This window comes from Pseudoxanthomonas sp. Root630 (genome assembly GCF_001427585.1).
Taxonomy (GTDB): Bacteria; Pseudomonadota; Gammaproteobacteria; order Xanthomonadales; family Xanthomonadaceae; genus Pseudoxanthomonas_A.
The window spans coordinates 71,938-90,846 of sequence record NZ_LMGY01000012.1 but is presented as its reverse complement, the minus strand read 5'-3'; the positions used below and the strand labels follow the sequence as shown (position 1 = coordinate 90,846).

The 18,909-nt window shown below is 68.7% G+C and carries 18 protein-coding genes; 11 read left to right on the top strand and 7 right to left on the bottom strand.

Annotated features, from left to right (window positions below):
- Window positions 1–25 precede the first annotated feature (25 nt).
- The 9 genes from dprA to ASD72_RS06590 all read left to right on the top strand — a co-directional run bounded on the left by dprA (window position 26) and on the right by ASD72_RS06590 (window position 9,218).
- Window positions 26–1,201, top strand: coding sequence for a DNA-processing protein DprA (dprA, locus tag ASD72_RS06630; RefSeq protein WP_056879153.1), 1,176 nt, complete (start codon window positions 26–28; stop codon window positions 1,199–1,201).
- Window positions 1,198–1,671: a DUF494 family protein gene (locus tag ASD72_RS06625; protein ID WP_056879152.1), complete on the top strand. Its 474-nt coding sequence runs from the start codon at window positions 1,198–1,200 to the stop codon at window positions 1,669–1,671. Before dprA ends, ASD72_RS06625 begins: the two co-directional genes overlap by 4 nt.
- Before the next feature lie 27 nt (window positions 1,672–1,698).
- The gene (locus ASD72_RS06620; RefSeq protein ID WP_056879151.1) at window positions 1,699–2,418 is read left to right on the top strand and encodes a GYF domain-containing protein; all 720 of its coding nucleotides are present in this window, start codon (window positions 1,699–1,701) and stop codon (window positions 2,416–2,418) included.
- Between the two features lie 50 nt (window positions 2,419–2,468).
- The gene (locus ASD72_RS06615) at window positions 2,469–3,368 is read left to right on the top strand and encodes an RDD family protein (RefSeq protein ID WP_056879150.1); all 900 of its coding nucleotides are present in this window, start codon (window positions 2,469–2,471) and stop codon (window positions 3,366–3,368) included.
- A gap of 64 nt (window positions 3,369–3,432) precedes the next feature.
- Complete coding sequence (locus tag ASD72_RS06610) at window positions 3,433–4,488, top strand: RDD family protein (RefSeq protein WP_056879149.1); 1,056 nt, start codon at window positions 3,433–3,435, stop codon at window positions 4,486–4,488.
- Between the two features lie 207 nt (window positions 4,489–4,695).
- Window positions 4,696–7,212: a DNA topoisomerase I gene (locus ASD72_RS06605; RefSeq protein WP_056879148.1), complete on the top strand. Its 2,517-nt coding sequence runs from the start codon at window positions 4,696–4,698 to the stop codon at window positions 7,210–7,212.
- A gap of 18 nt (window positions 7,213–7,230) precedes the next feature.
- On the top strand, window positions 7,231–7,794 hold the full coding sequence (locus tag ASD72_RS06600) for an L-threonylcarbamoyladenylate synthase (RefSeq protein WP_056879147.1): 564 nt from the start codon (window positions 7,231–7,233) through the stop codon (window positions 7,792–7,794).
- 60 nt (window positions 7,795–7,854) lie between these two features.
- Entirely contained in the window at window positions 7,855–8,583 is a 729-nt protein-coding gene (locus ASD72_RS06595; RefSeq protein ID WP_056879146.1) for a hypothetical protein, read from the top strand.
- Window positions 8,580–9,218: a DUF4124 domain-containing protein gene (locus tag ASD72_RS06590; RefSeq protein WP_056879145.1), complete on the top strand. Its 639-nt coding sequence runs from the start codon at window positions 8,580–8,582 to the stop codon at window positions 9,216–9,218. The genes ASD72_RS06595 and ASD72_RS06590 overlap by 4 nt, the downstream gene beginning before the upstream one ends.
- Before the next feature lie 6 nt (window positions 9,219–9,224).
- On the opposite strand, the gene ASD72_RS06585 is transcribed toward ASD72_RS06590, so the two are convergent.
- Entirely contained in the window at window positions 9,225–10,283 is a 1,059-nt protein-coding gene (locus tag ASD72_RS06585; RefSeq protein WP_056879144.1) for a type 1 glutamine amidotransferase domain-containing protein, read from the bottom strand.
- Window positions 10,284–10,345: 62 nt separating this feature from the next.
- A complete protein-coding gene (locus ASD72_RS06580) occupies window positions 10,346–11,122 on the bottom strand; it encodes an SDR family oxidoreductase (protein ID WP_155944511.1) in 777 nt (258 codons plus the stop codon).
- A 58-nt stretch (window positions 11,123–11,180) separates the two neighbouring features.
- Here ASD72_RS06580 and ASD72_RS06575 point away from each other — a divergent pair, with 58 nt between their 5' ends.
- Entirely contained in the window at window positions 11,181–11,438 is a 258-nt protein-coding gene (locus ASD72_RS06575) for a hypothetical protein (RefSeq protein WP_056879142.1), read from the top strand.
- A 3-nt stretch (window positions 11,439–11,441) separates the two neighbouring features.
- Here the strand turns inward: ASD72_RS06575 and ASD72_RS06570 are convergent, their stop codons facing one another.
- The 4 genes from ASD72_RS06570 to ASD72_RS06555 form a co-directional block, all read right to left on the bottom strand.
- Complete coding sequence (locus tag ASD72_RS06570) at window positions 11,442–11,828, bottom strand: hypothetical protein (RefSeq protein WP_056879141.1); 387 nt, start codon at window positions 11,826–11,828, stop codon at window positions 11,442–11,444.
- Window positions 11,825–12,277, bottom strand: coding sequence for a hypothetical protein (locus ASD72_RS06565; protein WP_155944510.1), 453 nt, complete (start codon window positions 12,275–12,277; stop codon window positions 11,825–11,827). Before ASD72_RS06565 ends, ASD72_RS06570 begins: the two co-directional genes overlap by 4 nt.
- Before the next feature lie 161 nt (window positions 12,278–12,438).
- Window positions 12,439–14,343: a signal peptide peptidase SppA gene (gene sppA / locus ASD72_RS06560; RefSeq protein WP_056879139.1), complete on the bottom strand. Its 1,905-nt coding sequence runs from the start codon at window positions 14,341–14,343 to the stop codon at window positions 12,439–12,441.
- 63 nt (window positions 14,344–14,406) lie between these two features.
- On the bottom strand, window positions 14,407–15,792 hold the full coding sequence (locus ASD72_RS06555; protein ID WP_056879138.1) for an MATE family efflux transporter: 1,386 nt from the start codon (window positions 15,790–15,792) through the stop codon (window positions 14,407–14,409).
- Between the two features lie 172 nt (window positions 15,793–15,964).
- Here ASD72_RS06555 and ASD72_RS06550 point away from each other — a divergent pair, with 172 nt between their 5' ends.
- Window positions 15,965–17,125 (top strand): DUF3667 domain-containing protein, encoded by a 1,161-nt coding sequence (locus tag ASD72_RS06550; RefSeq protein ID WP_056879137.1) that lies wholly within the window; start codon window positions 15,965–15,967, stop codon window positions 17,123–17,125.
- Between the two features lie 4 nt (window positions 17,126–17,129).
- Here ASD72_RS06550 and ASD72_RS06545 read toward each other — a convergent pair whose 3' ends face one another.
- Complete coding sequence (locus ASD72_RS06545) at window positions 17,130–18,572, bottom strand: hypothetical protein (RefSeq protein ID WP_056879136.1); 1,443 nt, start codon at window positions 18,570–18,572, stop codon at window positions 17,130–17,132.
- Between the last annotated feature and the right edge of the window lie 337 nt (window positions 18,573–18,909).

Genomic DNA, 18,909 nt, shown 5'->3' with positions numbered 1-18,909 from the left:
GTCGTTTCCTGCCTACGCTCGCGGGATGCCCAACGAAGACACGATCGCGCTGGCCCGGCTCGTCCTGGCCGGTGGCCCCCTGATGCCCCGTCGCCGCCTGCTGGAGGCGCATGGCACGCCTTCCGCCGCGCTCGCCGCCGGCCCCGCTGCGTGGCGCGAAGCCGGCCTGGCCACGCCGCAAGCCGACGCCCTTCGAAACCGCGACGACAGCGCCCTGGTCGGCGTGCGCGCCTGGCTCCAGGTCCCCCGGCATCACCTGATCGGCTGGCACGACGCCGACTATCCCGCTCCCCTGCGACGCGGCCCCAGTCCGCCGCTCGCCCTCTTCATCGAAGGCGATCCCGGCTTGCTCTGGCGGCCCGCCGTGGCCATCGTCGGCAGCCGTTCACCGACCCCTGGAGGGCGCGACAACGCGCAGCGGTTCGCACGCGCCCTGGCCTCGACCGGCATCGTCGTCGCCAGCGGCATGGCAAGAGGCATCGATGCCGCCGCGCATGAGGCCACGCTCGCGACCAACGGGGGCGCCACCATCGCGGTGGTCGGCACCGGCACGGACGTGGCCTATCCGCCGCACCATGCCAGCCTGCGCGACCGCATCGCCGAGCGCGGCGCGCTGGTCAGCGAGCACGCGCCCGGCACGCCTGCGCTGCGCAGCCATTTCCCGGCCCGCAACCGGATCCTGGCCGGGCTGACGCTGGGCACGCTGGTCGTGGAGGCCGCTGAGCGCTCTGGCGCCCTGATCACGGCACGCCAGGCGGCCGACGCCGGCCGGGAGGTCTTTGCCGTTCCCGGTTCCATCCACAATCCCATGGCTCGCGGCTGCCATCGCCTGATCCGCGACGGCGCCGCCCTGGTCGAGTGCGCGGAGGACGTGATCGGTGCGCTGGCACCGCTGGCCGCCGACCTCGCCAATGCGCTGCGTGAACGCCTGGGTGAAACTGAATGGGGACCCCCGGCCGACGGCCTCGGCGTCCCGGGCAAACTCGCGCCCGACTACCAGACCTTGTGGGACGCACTGGCCCACGACCCTACAGGTATGGATCAGCTCGTCTCACGAACCGGATTGACGGCCGCGGAACTGTCCTCCATGCTGCTGGTCATGGAACTGGATGGCTTAGTAACGGCGGAACACGGCCGATACCAGAGAAAGACCGGTTTCTTCACCTCCACAGCGTCGACGACGCAGGCCGAGGGGCAATGAAAGAGAGCATCCTGGACGTACTGCTGTACCTGTTCGAACACTACTTCACCGAAGACGCGGACCCTGTCCGCGACCGCGACTCTCTCCAGAACGGCCTGATCCAGGCCGGCTTCAGCCCCACCGAGATCAGCAAGGCCTTCGACTGGCTCGACGCACTCGCCGACCAGCGCCCGAGTGCGGTGGCCCCGCGCGTGGGCGGCCCCACCCGTGTATTCCATGGCCCGGAGCTCGAGAAGCTGGACGTCGAGTGCCGCGGCTTCCTGCTCTTCCTGGAGCAGCACGGCGTGCTCGATGCGGACCAGCGCGAGCTGGTGCTCGACCGCGCGATGGCATTGGACCAGGACGAACTGGACCTGGACGACCTGAAGTGGGTCGTGCTGATGGTGCTGTTCAACCAGCCCGGCTCGGAAGCCGCATACGCGTGGATGGAAACGCAGATGTTTGCCGACGAGCCCGAACCGGTACACTGAGACGTCGATACCGCTTCTGGGGGAAGCATGTCGGGTTGGTATTACGCCGACCGGAACCGTGAACAGCACGGTCCGGTGACGGCGGAGGAACTGGGGACACACTACCGCTACGGCCGCATCGCGCTGGACAGCCTGGTCTGGCGCGAAGGCCTGCCGCAATGGCTTCCGTTGCGGGATTTCGCCGACGAGCTCGGCCTGCATCCGGCCCCTGAAAACGTCGCGGCACCGCCACCGGTACCGCCGGCCGTCACGCCGACGCGCCCTGCCGCTCCGCGCCCGGCGCCTGCGCCGCCTGCGTCCAAACAGGGCATGTCGGGCGGCAAGATCGCGCTGATCGTCGCGGCGGTGATGGTGGTGCCCTGCCTCGGCATTGGCGGCATCCTCGCCGCGATCGCGCTTCCCGCCTACCAGGACTACACGTTGCGCACCAAGGTGACTCAAGCCGTCACCGACAACTTCGAGCTGCGCGGCGAAGTGAAAGCTTTCCTGGATTCCGAAGGGCGATGCCCCAGCAATGGGGAAGGCGCGTTCGGCACACCAGAAAGCTACGCAAGTACCTATGTCACCCGCGCCACCATCGGTGCGTTCGATGACGGCACCTGCGGGTTCGAACTGGAGTTCGGCAACACCGGCAACACCAACATCGACGGCCGCAAACTGTGGTGGGACCTGGGGAGCGACCACACCGAGTGGCACTGCTCGTCCGAAGTCGACGACAAGTGGCTGCCGTTGGACTGCCGAGGCTGACACCGTCAGCGCGGCGACGCGGGCCGCGCGCTTGATCGGGGAACCATGGAATGACGCACTGGTACTACGCCGACGCCGGCGGGCAGCGGCAGGGGCCGTTCACGGCCGAAGAACTCGCCGCGCACGCGCGGAATGGCCGCCTCACCACCGAATCGCTGGTGTGGCGCGATGGCCTGGACGATTGGAAGCCGTTCGGCAGCCTCGCCTCCGAACTGGATGTCCCGGTCGATGCGCTGCCGCGCGTTGAGCCCGCCATTGAGGAAGCACCAGGCCAGGCACACGTACCCTACGCACCGCCCACGGCGGAGCTGACGTCGGCGCACGCGCTCGTCATCGGAGGGCACGTCGTTCAAGCGGGCCTGTGGAAGCGCTTCGCTGCTGCCTTCATCGACAACTTCGTCACCACGGCCATCAGCTACGCGCTGATCATCCCGCTGATGCTGGTCGGGGCTGGCGTCATAGGGGCCGGCGGCGACAATCCGTTGGCGACCGGCGCTGGCATGGCCACCATTTTTGCGATGTACCCGATCCTGATCCTCGCACCGTGCGTCTACTTCGGCTGGATGCAGTCTTCGTCGATGCAGGCGAGCCTGGGCAAGCTGGCGGTCGGCATCAAGGTCGTGCGTACCCGCGGCGACCGCGCCGGATTCTGGCGCAACTTCCTGCGCTCGCTGGCCTACGTGCTGTTCAGCGCACTCACCTGCGGCCTGGGCGTGCTGATCTCTGCATTGATGGTGGCGTTCACCGAGCGCAAGCAGGCGCTGCACGACATGATCTGCGACACGCTGGTGGTCGACAAATGGGCCTTCACCGCGCATCCGGAGCGCCAGCGCGACGAACTGGGCACGGTGACCATCGTGATCCTCGTCCTGGCGGCGCTGATGATCGCGGGTGTCATCGCCGTTTACGCCGTCATGGGCGCCGTGCTGCTGGGCAACCTGCCCTCCTGAGCCGCCCGACGCGCCTTTCCCCTCCCCTCCATCCTGTTGCGGGCACGGCCCGCAGGCTTGCCCCATGACCCAGTGGTACTACGTCGATCCGCACCACCAGCGCCAAGGCCCCGTCCCCGCCGAGGCCATCGCCAACCTCTATCGCTCCGGCGCGCTGACACGCGCATCGCTGGCCTGGCGCGAAGGCATGTCCCAGTGGACGCCGCTGGGCGATATCGCGGCGGAGCTCGGGATCGCGGACCCGGCACCCGTCAGTACGCCGGCCGCGACGGCGCCCCCGCCGGCACCGATGGCGATCGAAACCGAAGCTCCCGAGGAGCGCCCGCTCACCGGTCGCGCGGTGTTCACCGCCAGCGAACCCGCCTACACCCAGCACACGCCCCCTCATGCCAGCCAGTCCGAGGCCGTCGCGGCTGCGGCCCTGGCCGCGCGTCCTGCCGCGCCGTCGATGGACAGCGGTGCCTCCGCATCGTCGCCATACGCGGCGCCGCGCGCCGACCTGGGGGGCTACGCCGGCACGCCCGTACACGAGGGCCACGTGGTCTACGCCGGATTCTGGAAGCGCGTGGCGGCGAACATCATCGACGCGTTCGCGATCGGCATCCCGGTAGGGATCGTGGCGGCCATCGTCGGCGGCCTGATGGGGTTCGGCAGTTCGTTCGCCGCCAGCCTGGCCGGGACGGGCGATGTACTCAACCCGGGCAAGACGATCACCTCCTACCTGCTCACTGCGATCGCCTTCGCCTGGTTCCACTCCACGGCAGGCTTGACGGCCACGCCGGGCAAGCTGGCGATCGGCATCAAGGTGGTCCGGACCGATGGCGAACGGATCAGCTTCCTGCGCGGATTCGGGCGCTACTGGGCCTACCTGCTCAGTGGCCTGCTGCTGGCCATCGGCCTGATCATGGCCGCCTTCACCAGCCGCAAGCAGGGCCTGCACGACCTGATCTGCGACACCCTGGTGGTCGACAAATGGGCCTTCACCTCGCAGCCGGAACGCCAGCGCGACGAACTGGGAACGGTCGCCCTGGTGGTGCTCATCCTCTTCGGTGTGCTGCTCGTCGGCGCCTTCATCCTGCTGGCGGTGGGCTTCGCGGCGCTGGCCTCGATGGGCCGCTGAGCCCCGGCCCGGGGCGCGACCCGGTTCACGGAACCGCCCCCCCGCCCACCGGCCCGGCTTGACACGCCGGCCCCGGGCGTGATTCCACTATAAAAAGGAAACATGAACGCCCGGGGCCCCCGCCCCGGGCGTCCGCTTCTCTGGCGCCCACGTTTGGGCCACCCTAGCCGGCCCCGGACGGCCCCTCGAATCCCCTGAATCCCTGACATGCCCAAGCACCTGCTCATCGTCGAGTCGCCCGCCAAGGCCAAGACGATCAACAAATACCTCGGCAAGGACTTCACCGTCCTCGCGTCCTATGGCCATGTCCGGGACCTGGTGCCGAAGGAAGGTGCGGTCGATCCGGACAACGGGTTCGCGATGCGGTACGACCTGATCGACAAGAACGAGAAGCACGTCGATGCCATCGCCAAGGCCGCCAAGAGCGCCGACGACATCTTCCTGGCGACCGACCCGGACCGCGAAGGCGAGGCCATCAGCTGGCACATCGCCGAGATCCTGAAAGAACGCGGCTTGCTGAAGGACAAGCCGCTGCACCGCGTGGTGTTCACCGAAATCACGCCGCGCGCGATCAAGGAGGCGATGAACCAGCCGCGCCAGATCGCCAGCGACCTGGTCGATGCCCAGCAGGCGCGCCGCGCACTCGACTACCTGGTCGGCTTCAACCTGTCGCCCGTCCTGTGGCGCAAGGTGCAGCGCGGCCTGTCCGCCGGCCGCGTGCAGTCGCCGGCGCTACGCATGATCGTCGAGCGCGAGGAGGAGATCGAAGCCTTCGTCGCGCGCGAGTACTGGAGCATCGAGGCCGAGTGCATGCACCCGCGCCAGGCCTTCACCGCCAAGCTGACGAAGCTGGACGGCCAGAAGTTCGAACAGTTCACCGTCACCGACGGCGACACCGCCGAAGCCGCACGCCTGCGCATCCAGCAGGCCGCGCAGGGTTCGCTGCACGTCACCGACGTGGCCAGCAAGGAGCGCAAGCGTCGCCCTGCACCGCCGTTCACCACGTCCACGCTGCAGCAGGAAGCCTCGCGCAAGCTCGGCTTCACCACGCGCAAGACCATGCAGGTCGCGCAGAAGCTGTACGAGGGCGTGAACATCGGCGACGAGGAAGGCACCGTCGGCCTGATCAGCTACATGCGTACCGACTCGGTGAGCCTGTCGGCCGAGGCGCTGACCGATATCCGCGACGTCATCGCGCGCGACTTCGGCACCCAGGCGTTGCCGGACAAGCCGAACGTCTACCAGACCAAGGCGAAGAACGCGCAGGAAGCCCACGAGGCCGTACGCCCGACCAGCGCGCTGCGCACGCCCGCGCAGATGGCGCGCTACCTGAGCGACGACGAGCGCAAGCTCTACGACCTGATCTGGAAGCGCGCCGTCGCCTGCCAGATGGTGCCGGCCACGTTGAACACCGTCAGCGTCGACTTGGCCGCCGGCAGCCAGCACAGCTTCCGCGCCAGCGGCACCACCGTGATCGATCCGGGCTTCCTGGCCGTGTACGAAGAAGGCAAGGACCAGAAGAACGCCGAGGACGAAGACGAAGGCCGCAAGCTGCCGGCGATGAAGCCGGGCGACACGGTGCCGCTGGACCGCATCCACGCCGACCAGCACTTCACCCAGCCGCCGCCGCGCTTCACCGAAGCCGCGCTGGTCAAGGCGCTCGAGGAGTACGGCATCGGCCGTCCGTCGACCTATGCCTCGATCATCCAGACGCTGATCTTCCGCAAGTACGTGGAAATGGAAGGCCGTGCCTTCAAGCCCAGCGACGTGGGCCGCGCGGTCAGCAAGTTCCTGTCCGGCCACTTCACCCAGTACGTGGACTACGACTTCACCGCCAAGCTGGAGGATGAGCTCGATGCCGTCTCCCGCGGCGAGGAGGAGTGGGTGCCGTTGATGGAGAAGTTCTGGGGCCCGTTCAAGGAGCTGGTCGAAGAAAAGGCCGAGACCGTCGACCGCAGCGAAGCCACCGGCGCGCGCGAGCTGGGCACCGATCCCAAGTCCGGCAAGCCGGTCAGCGTGCGCCTGGGCCGCTACGGGCCGTACGCGCAGATCGGCGACAAGGACACCGACGAGAAGCTGGAGTTCGCCTCGCTGCGCCCCGGCCAGTCGATGCACACCATCACCCTGGAAGATGCGCTGGAGCTGTTCAAGCTGCCGCGCAAGCTGGGCCAGGACAAGGACGAGGAAGTCAGCGTCGGCATCGGCCGGTTCGGTCCGTTCGCCAAGCGCGGCAGCACCTATGCCTCGCTGAAGAAGGAAGACGACCCGTACACGATCGACCTGGCGCGCGCGGTGTTCCTGATCGAAGAGAAGGAAGAAATCGCGCGCAACCGCATCATCAAGCAATTCGACGGCAGCGACATCCAGGTGTTGAACGGTCGCTTCGGCCCGTACATCAGCGATGGCAAGCTCAACGGCAAGATCCCGAAGGACCGTGAGCCCGCGTCGCTGACGCTGGAAGACGTGCAGAAGCTGCTGGAGGAAACCGGCAAGCCCGCGCGGCGTGGCTTCGGTGCCAAGAAGGCCGCCGCCAAGAAGGTGGCGGCGAAGAAGGAAGCGACCAAGAAGGAAGCGGCACCGAAGAAGACGGCAGCCAAGAAAGCGCCTGCGAAGAAGGCGGCGAAGAAGGCCACCAAGAAGACCGCGACGAAGAAGGCAGCGACCAAGAAAGTGGCGAAGAAGCGCGTCGCCAAGGCCGCTGCCGGGGACGACGCACCGTTCTGACCCCACGCGACGCTCGCCATGCCCATCGAAAGGACCATCGAGGAAGCCGCGGAAGTGATCCGCAGCGGCGGCATCGTGGCCTATCCCACCGAGGCCGTGTGGGGTCTCGGTTGCGATCCGTTCGATGAGGGCGCCGTGCACCGGCTGCTCGCGATCAAGCAGCGCCCGGTGGAAAAAGGCCTGATCCTGATCGCCGCCACGCTGGAACAGCTCAAGCCGCTGATCGATGTCGCCGCCGTGCCCACCGGCCGCCTCACCGAAGTGCTGTCGAGTTGGCCTGGCCCGCACACCTGGGTGATGCCCGCCACCGCGCAGGCGCCGCGCTGGATCACCGGCCAGCACCGCGGCATCGCCGTGCGCGTCAGCGACCACCCCACGGTCGTGGGCCTGTGCCAGGCCTATGGCGGCGCGCTGGTCTCCACCAGCGCCAACCTGAGCGGCCAGCCTGCCGTCAGTGAATACGACGCCCTGGATCCGGCGCTGCTCGCACGCGTGGACGCCGCCGTGCCCGGACAGACGGGCGGCCTGGCCCGCCCCACCGCGATCCGCGACGCACTGACCGGCCAAGCGCTGCGTGAATGACGCGGCGCCCTCGACGGCGCCCGGCTTTCCATCCCCTTCACCTGCGCGCACCATGGCGGCATGCCGCGCCTTGCCCTGCTCCTGCTGCCGGTTTTCCTGATAGCGACGCCGTCCTTCGCGCAGGCGCAGGCGACGAAGCCGGCCGCCCCTGCGGAGGTCACGATCTATCGCTGCACCAACACCAGCGGGGCGCTGACACTGCGGGATTCCCCCTGCCTGAAGGGCGAAAAGCAGGACGTCCGTACCATGCAGCGCCCGCGCGACCCCGCACCTGCCGCACGCCCGGCCGCTACGCCTCCCGTGTCCGCCACGCCGGTATCGAACACCACCGTCCAGGTGGTTTACGTGTCCCCGCCACGCCCGATGTATGAATGCGTGACGCCCGACGGCGAGACCTACACCAGCGACAACGGCGAAGGGAATCTGCGCTGGGTGCCGTACTGGTCGACCGGCAATCCGGTATTGCCGCGCAACGACGCCACAAGCTCGGCCAGCGTCTCGGGCAACGTCTCGATCGGCAATGGCACGCTCTCGTTCCAGAGCGGCGATCCCAGACCGCCCCGACCTCCGCGCCGGGGCCATGGCGGCGCGGGATACGCACCGGGCGGCGTCTGGATCCGCGACACCTGCCATGCACTGCCGCAAGCCGAGGTCTGCGCACGCCTGTCCGACCGGCGCTACGAAATCCTCCGCCGTTACGGCAGCGCGATGGCGAGCGAACGTCGCACGCTAGACTTGGAGCAGCGCGACATCGACGCGCGCATCGCCAACGATTGCAGGAATCCATGAGCCGTACCGCACGTTCCGTCGCCCACCGCCTGTTGCTGGCGGCCTGCTGCGCCCTCGCACTGCCGGCCACGCAGGCCGCCGAGGTCGTCATCTACCGCTGCACCGACGCCAGCGGCGCACTGACGCTGCAGAACGCGCCCTGCCCGAAAGGCATGAAGCAGGAACAGCGCACCATGCAGGGCGTCAATACGGTACCGATGGCGCCGGGCGGCGCAGCGGCGCAGACGCCGGCCGCATCCTCGTCCGCGAAGAAGCCGGAGGCCGCACCCGCTGCCGATGCCTTGCCGGCGCGTGCGGCGGATGCGCCGCGCCTGCCGCCGCCGGCGCTGTTCCAGTGCAGCACGTACGACAAGGACACCTACCTCACCGAAGACAGCCAGCCCGCCTCGCGCTGCGTGGCGTTGCGCACGACCGGCCTGGATGGCAATCCGCAAGCCGGCGCAGGCCAGGCCTGCGAAATGGTGCGCGACACCTGCGCACGTGTGCCGGATGGCGGCCTCTGCGGCGCCTGGAAGAAGCGCCGCGACGAGACCGAAGTCGCCTACCGCTTCGCGCGACGGGAGAACGCCGAGAAGAATCGCGCCGAGTACGAACGCGTCGCGCGCATCCTTACGGAAAGCGACTGCGGGAACTAGCGCCCGTCATCCGCCTCGCGCCAGCGCCTGCAGGTGCCATGCTTCACCCAGGCGCCCCTGCATGCCCGCCACCAGCGCGTGCATCAACAGCAGATGCTTGTCCGCCTCCGGATGGGCCTTCCGCACCCGGCGTGCGGCATCGATGCCGTCGCGGTGATAGGCCGCCAGGATCTTCACCGCCTGCTCATCGCGCCCCGGCGCTCGCGCTGCAGGTTCATGACCCAGCGCACGCACCATGGCGTCCGCAGTCGACCAGGTCGACCACGGGTTCTGCCCGGTGACGATGCGGCCGTCGATCACCGTGTTGTCCAGGTACATCGGACCTTCCACGTAGCGCGCGCCCTTCTCCACCAGGCGATCCTGCAGCAGATACGGAAAGCGCGTGCGAGCGTCCTCGATCAGGAACAGTTCCTCGTCGTTGCTGAAGCCGGCGACCCGGCGCCCGCGCAGCAGCGGGCTGCCGTCATCCAGCGTCACCTCCAGCAGCGCGGCCGGCCCGTGGCAGACCGCACCGACCACGCCGCCGGCCTGGTACACCTCGCGCACCAATCGCTGGATATCGACGTTGTCCGGGAAATCGAACATCGTGCCCTTGCCGCCGACGAAGTACACCGCGGCATACCGCGCAGGATCGACTTCCCGCAGCGGCAGGCTGGCGTCGAGGTTCTTCCGTGCCTCGGCATCGTTGAGGAAGGCATGGTCGGCGGCGACCATGTCCTCGTCGTCCACGCGCATCGGGGGCGGACCGCCGCGGGGACTGGCGATGTCCACGTCATAGCCATTGGCCCGGAACACGTAGTACGCACGCGCCAGCTCGGTCAGTTCGAAGCCGGCCTTCTTTTCGCCACCGGGAAAATGCGACGTGCTGGTGACCACGGCGAGGATCCGCCCTCGCGGAGGCAATGCCGCATCGCGCATGAAATCCAGGTCGGCCACCGTGCTGCGCGCATCCGCCGGTGGCTGGCCGTCCAGGTCCAGCGTGTGCACGTAGGCGAACGCACCGATGCCCACCACCAGGGCCAACACGCCGCCCACCGTCGCGATCCGCTTGATCCATCGCTGCATGTCCGCGCCCTCCTTTCCACGAGGAGCGCACGATGCCTCACCTGGATCAAACGAACATCAATTCAGAACCCGTACCGCAGGAACCCGCCATCCACCGCGATGCACTCGCCGGTGATGTAGCTGGAGGCCGGCAGGCACAGGAAGCCAACGGCGGCGGCGACTTCCTCGGGCTCGCCGATACGGCGCATCGGCGTACGTGCGACCACTTCGTCGTAGTAATCCGGGTCCGACAGCGGACCCGAGGTGCGGCGCGTGCGGATGTACCAGGGCGCCACCGCGTTCACGCGCACACCGTCTTCGGCCCATTCGGCGGCCAGGTTGCGGGTCAGCTGGTGCAACGCGGCCTTGGTCATGCCATACGGCGCTCCACTGCGCACCGCGGTAAAGCCCGACACGCTGCCGACGTTGACGATGCAGGACGCCGCATGCCGCGTAAGCAGCGGGTGCGCGTAGCGCGACAGTTCGAAAGCGGAGAAGAGGTTGGTTTCGAAGATGCCGCGCCACTCGTCCTCGGTGTAGTCCACCGCGGCACGGGTGACGTTGCCGCCGGCGTTGTTGACCAGGATGTTCAGGCCATCGGCATGGTCTTCGGCCCAGTCGAGGATGGCGCGGCGGTCCTCGTCGTCGGCGACGTCGGCCGCCAGCACGCTGATCTCGCGCTCGGGGAATTCTTCGGCGAGGTCCTGGCGCGCGTCCTGCAGTGCGTCGGCATCGCGCGCGACCATCAGCACGTCGGCGCCGAACCCCAACAGCTCGCGCGTGATCGCCAGCCCGATGCCCGCACTGGCCCCGGTCACGAGCGCCAGTTGTCCTTCCAGTCGCCACCGGTTTGCCGCCACGTGCGCCTCCTCCGTCGTTGGGCGTAGCATAGCGCCACGTCACATGAGGATCGTCGTCATGCCCGGGATCCGCTTCGCCCTGCTCGCCTCGCTCGTCCTGTCGGCCGCGGCCTGCCGCGCACCGGAGCCGCCGCCCACCGACGAGCCACCGGAACCGCAGGCCACGGCATCGACGACGCCCAACGGCACCGAACTGCGCGATGCGGTGCAGGCGCCGATCCAGAAGGCCGAGGCCGTGGAAGCCCAGGTGCAGGCGGCGGCCGATCGCACGAACGCCGCCGAAGCCGACGCCACCGGCGACGCCAGCGCGCCCTGAGGATCAGCCTTCGCCGTCGGCGGCGAACTCCACCCAGCGCCACTGCCCGTCGATGCGACCGAGGTAGAACAGGTACGGCACGCACGACAGCACGTAGCGGTCGTCTTCGCGCAGCGGCGGCGCCGTGTGCAGGCAACGACGGACGTCGGACGTCAGCAACGCTGGCACCACCGTGCGCGCCACATCGGCGCGATCGCGTGGTTCGCCTTCGAACAGGAACGGCACCTGCGTCATCCCCGCGACCGCCTCGGCGTCGTTCGCGACGATGGCCTCTCGCCAGCGCGACAGGAAAGCGCTGAAGTCCGCATCGGCATCCACGGGGCGCGCCTCAGCGATGCCGCACGCGAACACCAGCAGCAACGCGATGCTCGTCCGCATCGTCCACTTCATTCCGGCTCCTTATCGCACACGGCGGGCGGCGTATCGTTGGCACACACGCGCGGCCAGCTCGGCAGGCGAAGCGATACCCAGGGATGATCGTCCAGGCCTTCGCAAGCAGGTGCAGGCGCGTAGCCGGCCGGCAGCACGACGCCCGGCATGTCGCAGATGCGCGGCGCAGGCGCGTCTTTCAAGGTACTCACCACACGCTGTAGTCGCCCGTCCCGGAACCACAGCGTCGCCCAGCGCCACGGCACGGGATCGACGTCCATCACCCACAGTGTCTTGCAGCCGGTGTAGTCGTCCGGCAGATCCGCATTACGCGGATGCACCAGCATGAAGCCACCGGGGGTCGCGACCACGCCGGCATCATCGGGTGCCGGCGCGCGCATGCACGAAGGCAGGTCGGGCAGGACGGCCTCCACCGCCCTGGCACTACCGCCGCATGCCAACGCGCTCATTGCCACCGCCACCCCTACCCTGCGCTTCATCTGACACCCCATGCTTTCGTCGATGCCGCATACAACGCGGATTGCACGGCAGTCGGCCATCGCGCGGCGCAAACGAAACGGGCCGCCCGGTTGCCCGGGCGGCCCGCTGGATCACGCGATGTCGGTGGACGTCAGAAACCGCAGAAGCAGTAGGCCAGCGTCTTCACCGGCGCGCCGTTGCGGTCGTTCACGGCTTCGTCGACGAAGCGCAGCTGCGCTTCCATCTCCGGCAGGCTGCGGGCCAGCAGCGCGCGTGCGAAGTCGGAATCCTTCAGCCACGCCGCGCCCAGGCGCGTACCGGCCAGGCCCGACATGAACTGCGAGAACGGCGACGCGGCCTTTTCGATGTAGCGCACGCGGTAGGCATCGGCATCGCCCAGCTTGGCGCGCTTGGCCGCATCGGCCAACGCGGCCTCCATGCCGCCCAGTTCGTCGACCAGCGCGCGCTCCTTCGCCTGCGCACCGCTCCACACGCGACCACGCGCCACGGCATCGATGTCCTCGACGGACTGCTTGCGCGCATCGGCGACCTTGCCGGTGAAGTCCGCATAGCCCTTGTCGATGACCGACTGGATCACCTGGCCGACGGCCGGGTCCAGCGGGCGGGTGATGTCGAACGCACCGGCGAAGCGGGTGGTGCCCACGCCATCGGTGTGCACGCCGATCTTCTCCAGCGCGCGCGGCACCGTGGGAATCATGCCGAAGATGCCGATCGAGCCCGTGATCGTCGACGGATCGGCATAGATGCGGTCGGCATTCATGCTGATCCAGTAGCCACCCGACGCGGCGAGGTCGCCCATCGAGACGACCACCGGCTTGCCGGCCTTCTTCAGTTCGGCCACTTCACGGCGGATCTGCTCGGAAGCGAACACGCCGCCACCGGGCGAATCCACGCGCAGCACCACGGCCTTCACGTCCTCGTCGTCGCGCGCCTCGCGCAACAGCGCGGAGGTGGACACGCCACCGACACGACCGGCCGGCTGTTCACCGTCGGTGATCTCGCCCTCGGCCACGACCACGGCGACCTGCGGACGGCTGTCGAGCGGGTTCTTCTTGGCATCGATCTGGGCCAGGTAACCGGCCAGGCCGATGGCGCGGAAGCCGGTGTCCGAATCCTCGTCGGCGACACCGCGCTCGATCAGCAGGTTCTCGACTTCCTCCTGGGTCTTCAGGCCATCGACGAGCTTCTGCTGCAATGCGTACTTGGCCAGGTCGCCACCGGCGGCGGCGACGCCTTCCGGCAGGGTATCGACGCCGGCAGCCAGCGCCTCAGGCGTGGTCTTGCGCACCTTGGCGATGTCGGCGAGCAGGCGCTGCCAGACATCGTTCATCCAGTACAGATCGGCTTCCTTGGCTTCCTTCGACGCGGCGTCGAGCACGTAGGGTTCGGCAGCCGACTTGTACTCGCCCACCTTGAACAGGTGCACGTCCACGCCGAGCTTGTCCTGCAGGCCCTGGCGGTAGTACTGGCGGTAGCGGCCCAGTCCCTCGAGCACCAGGCTGCCCATCGGATCGATGTAGACCTCGTTGGCCTGCGCGGCCAGCAGGTACTGCGTCTGGCTGAGGTTCTCGCCGAAGGCGACGATCTGCTTGCCCGAGGCGCGGAACTTCGCGAGCGCCGCGGCGACCTCGCGCAGCGAGGCATAGCCGGTGGGCTGAAGCTGGTCCACGCGCAGCAGCATGCGTTCGATCTTCTCGTCTTTCTGCGCGGCTTCGATGGCGCGCACCAGGTCGCGCAACTGCACTTCCTCGCCACTCTTGTCGCCCAGCGCCTTGGCCAGCGCGCGCGTGGCGGGATCGGCGGTGAACTGCTCCACCAGGCGGCCTTCCGGCGCAAGCACGAAGGTGGTGCGCTCCATCAGCGGCTTCACCCCGCCACTGCCGGCGGCGATGATGAAGAAGATGAAGATCAGGAACAGCAACCCGAAGAAGATCAGGTTGAGGACCAGCTTGCGGGTGAAGTTCATCACGTCCCACAGCCCCACGAAGAACGTGGCGACCGGGCTGCGGCGAGGTGCAGGTGCGACTTGGTTCATGGAAGACTCCGGGAAACTGGCGCCACTGTAGCGTGTGCCCGCGGGGCTTTCATGCCCCGTTGGTCACCGTGACGCTGGCGAGGGGGCCTGCGCGCCGGCCACATGGCGCCGGCTGCTGCGCTCGAAACGCCAGCCCAGCAGGACAGCCGCGGCGGTCAGGCCCACGATCAGGCCCGCCCACATGCCCTGCGGGCCCCAGCCCAGGCCCAGGCCCAGCCCGGCGCCCAGCGGCATGCCCAGGCCCCAGTAAGAGACGACGGCCAGCCACATGGGCACGCGGGTGTCCTTCAACCCGCGCAGCGCGCCGGCCGACAGCACCTGGATGCCATCCGGGAACTGGAAGGCCGCCGCGAACAGCAGCAGCGTGCCCGCGAGTGCGGCCACGGCCAGGTCGTCGGTGTACAACGCCACCACCAGGTCGTGGCCCAGCAGCAGGAACAGCGCCGACATCGCCTGCGTGGCCAGCACGATGACGTAACCCGCGTGCGCGGCACGGCGGATGCCCGGCGCATCGCCCGAGCCCACCGCGTGGCCGACGCGCACCGTGGTGGCCTCGGCCACGCCCATCGGCACCATGAAGCACAGCGCCGAGACGTTGATGGCGATCTGGTGGGCGGCCGCCGGCGTGGCGCCGAGCCGCGCGATCAGCAGCGCGGTGACGATGAAGAGGCTGCCCTCCATCAGCACGGTGATGCCGATCGGCAGGCCCGTGCGCAACAGTTGCAGGATCGGTTCGCGGCGCGGCGGATCGAAATGCGCGAACAGGTGCAGGTCGGCGAAACGCCTGGATCGCGACAGGTACACCGCGAAGGCGATGGCCTGCAGCCACATCGTCAGCGCCGAGGCGATGCCCAGCCCGCCCGCGCCCATTTCCGGGAAACCCAGCTTGCCGAAGGTCAGCACGTAGCCCATCGGCGCGAGCACCAGCAGACCGCCGAAGCCCAGGATCATCGTGGGCAGCGTCCAGTGCGTGCCCTCGCTGAGATAGCGCATGCAGAAGTAGAACGTCAGCGCCGGCACGCCCCAGCGGATCCCGTGCAGGAAGGCGGTCGCGCCGGGAATGATGTCGGGCGCGATGCCGAACGCCGCCAGCGCGTAGGGCGCCACGCTGAGGAAAGCGAACATCAGCAGGCCCAGGCCCAGCGAGAGCCACAACGCCTGGCGGAACAGCGGGGCGATCTCGCTGCGCCGGTTCGCGCCGTCCAGCTGCGAAACCGACGCCGTCAGCGAGATCAGCGTACCGATCGGCACCATCATCGGCAGCCACAGCAAGGCCGTGCCCACGGTGACCGCCGCCAGTGTCTGGGTGGCGTGGTGGCCGGCGATGACGTTGTCGACGAAGCCGATCAGGCCGGTGGAGACATGGCCCAGCACCAGCGGCAGGGCGAGGGAGGCCGTCGCACGCACTTCCTGGCCGAAGCGCGGGGTCGGGGAGAGGGACACGGACATGAGGGGCAACCGCCGGACTACGGTCGCGCGGTTGCGCGCTGGCACCGGGTCACGGGAGGCCGGTATCTTACCCGCTCGCCACCCGCACCGTCCGAACGCCCCATGACTTCATCGCACGAAGCCGACGCCGTGCACGCCCCTGCGTGCCAGAACTGCAAGACGCCGCTGCAGGGTGGCTTCTGCCACCAGTGCGGGGCAGAACGCGCACAACCCGCTGAGCAGCTTCGGGCACGCGATCGAAGATGTGTTCGAGTCGTTCTGGCACCTGGATGGGCGCATCTTCCGCACGCTGCGCACGCTGCTGTCGCCGGGCAAGCTGGCCAACGCCTACCTGGCCGGCCACCGCGCGCCATTCGTGGCGCCGCTGCGCCTGTTCGTCATCATCAGCGTGCTGACGTTCTTCGTCGCGAAGTTCACCGTGCACCTGGGCGAAGTGTCGATGCCCACGCCGCCGCCGGTCGCCGCGGGGACCGACGGCACTCGCCCCAACCTGATGGCCGACCCGGATGCGGGCGGCGTCGATTTCGCGCCACTGAAGACCGTCGACGAGGTGGTGGAACTGCGCGACAAGACGGTGGAGGACCTGGCGTCGGTACGCGCCAGCATGCCGGCCGGGCTGGGGTTCATGCGCGAGCGCATCGAGAAGAACATCTTCTCCACGCAGCGGCGTGCGCGCGAACGCATCGCGGCACTGCAACCCGACCATCCCGCACTGGCCAGGCCCGATCGCTTTCCGGAAGGCCAGCCACTACCCGACGCGCCGACCAGCTCGATGATCACCATCGGCGACAAGCCCTTCGATGCGAAGACGAATCCGGTCAAGGTAGGCTGGCTGCCCGACTTCGCCAACGCCTGGCTCAACAAGAAGCTGGCGCGCGGCGAACAGAACATCCCGCGCATCCAGCAGGATCCGGAACACTTCAAGAACGTGCTGATCGGCTCGGTGCCGTCGGCGCTGTTCGTGCTGGTGCCGCTGTTCGCGCTGCTGTTGAAGATCTTCTATCTGGAAACCCGGCGCGTGTATCTGGAGCACCTGGTGGTGGCGCTCTACAGCCACGCCTACCTGTGCCTGTGCGTGCTGGCGATCTGCGTCTGTTCGGCCGTCAGCGGCCTGCTGCCGGCGTCGGCCTGGTGGGGGCGGCTGCCGCTGGGCCTGGTGCAGATGCTGCTGTTCTTCTGGATGCCGGTCTATCTGTTCTGGATGCAGCAACGCGTGTATCGCCAGCACTGGATCTTCACCGCGATCAAGTTCTGCGTGCTGGGCACGCTCTACTTCATGATGCTGGTGATGGCGATCGTGTTCCTGGCGCTGACCACCTGGGTCAACGGCTGACGCCTCAGCGTTCGCGCCGCGCGTGCAGCCACGCTGCGCGTTCGCCTGCGGGCACGCGGATCAGTTCGTGGCGGAAGCGGTCGCGCTCAGGCGGCGGAACGCGCTGCGACAGCGCGGCCAGGTCGTCCAACGCTGCGGCATCCAGCTGGCGGAGCAACGCCAGCAGCGGTTCGCGCTCACGCGCCGGCACGTAGGCGAACATCGGCTGCAGGCGCGGCCAGACCGCGCCCAACGCGGGACCCAGGCGCCAGCCGCGATGCTCCATGGCATCGAGTGCGGCGAAGCGCGTGCGCAGTGCCTGCTGCGTCTCCACGGGCTGCGCCGCGAGGTCCCGCGCCGCGGCGCGCAGGCGCGCGCGATCCACTTCGCCCAACGCCTGCCACGCCGCATAGTCGGCGCGCTGCCGGGTGAGCGCATCCCTCGGGTGCAGCGGTTCCGGCGCCACGACAGTCGGCGCGGGGGCCGCCTCCGCGCCCTCGTCGGGCGGCGCGCGTGGCGACGCTGGCTCAGGGGCGACGGCCGCCGCCGCCGTGGCTGCGCGCTGCACGACGTACCACGCGAGGAAATCCGCGTCCGGCACCAGGGTGGCCACCTCGGGATCCGCGCGCATCGGCGCATCGCGATCGGTGCGCGCTGCCTCCTCCGCATCGAAGCGCGCGGCGGGCGGTTCGGCCGGCGGCAAAGCTTCCTGCCGGATGTCGGGATCGGTGAGGGTCACTGCATCCGACGCAGGCTTCGGCGCCGGCTGCAGCAGCGCCGCCCACGGCGCACCAGGCCACCAGGTCGCGCCAAGCGCGGCGGCCATCAGCGCCAGGACCAGCACGACCCACGGCCACCGGCGCGGCGTCCTGGCGGGTGATGCAGTAAGAGCAGGCGCGGTGGAAACGCCAGCGGGTGGGATCCGCGTGCCCGCCAGCGCCTCCTCGCGCAGGCGGGCCAAGCGGGCCAACCGCTCGGGGGGCAGGTCACGCAGGTGCGTCTGGACCGCCTCGGCCAGCTGGCGCCAGGCGTCGGCGTCCGGCCGCCCGGCGGCGTCCCTGGGGCAGGCGCGCGCCAGCGCGGCCCGGTAGTCGTCGGCGGACTGGCCCAGCACGCCGGCGGCCTCTTCTTCCTGCAATCCGCCTGCCAGCCGCAACAGCAGCGCGGCCCGGTCTGGCGCGGCGATATCGGCAAGTGCCCGCATCGAAGGTGCGCGTTGCGCGACGGGTGATTCGGACCGTAGCGGCGGAGCCGCCACCAGCAGGCTCCAGAACCGCGCCGGCCACGCGGCCATCGGCAACTCGGCCGCATGGGCCCGGAACGCCCGTAGCGCCGCCGCCAGCGCCACATCGCCGCGCTCGGCGTCGCCGCACTGGAGCGCGGCGAAGACCGCACCCCGCCGTTCGCAGCCACGCAGGAAGGCAGCCAGGGCGGCGGGTGGGGGTTCTGGCAGCGGGTTCGGGGTCATGCGGAAACCGGGGTTCGACAGCCTGATCATAGACAGCCTGCGGGCCCGTATGGACGCTTGACAGCGCGCCGGAACCTGCTCTCCCCGGCGGCACAAGGGTTTCCACGAAAATGCGTTGTGCACAGCGGTCACCAAACCGTCACGTGCCCCGGCGAGCACGGTGCAGAGCACTATGTTTCAGCCGCGTTTCACGCCCAAATCATTGATATTTAAAAGAATATTCAGGGTGGCGCTTTTTTCGCCAACCTGACTGGAACGCTTGCGGGGACGTCATCGCGCCGTGAAGCATCAGCGCCATGCACAGATTTATCCACAGCAGATGTGGATAAACCCATTT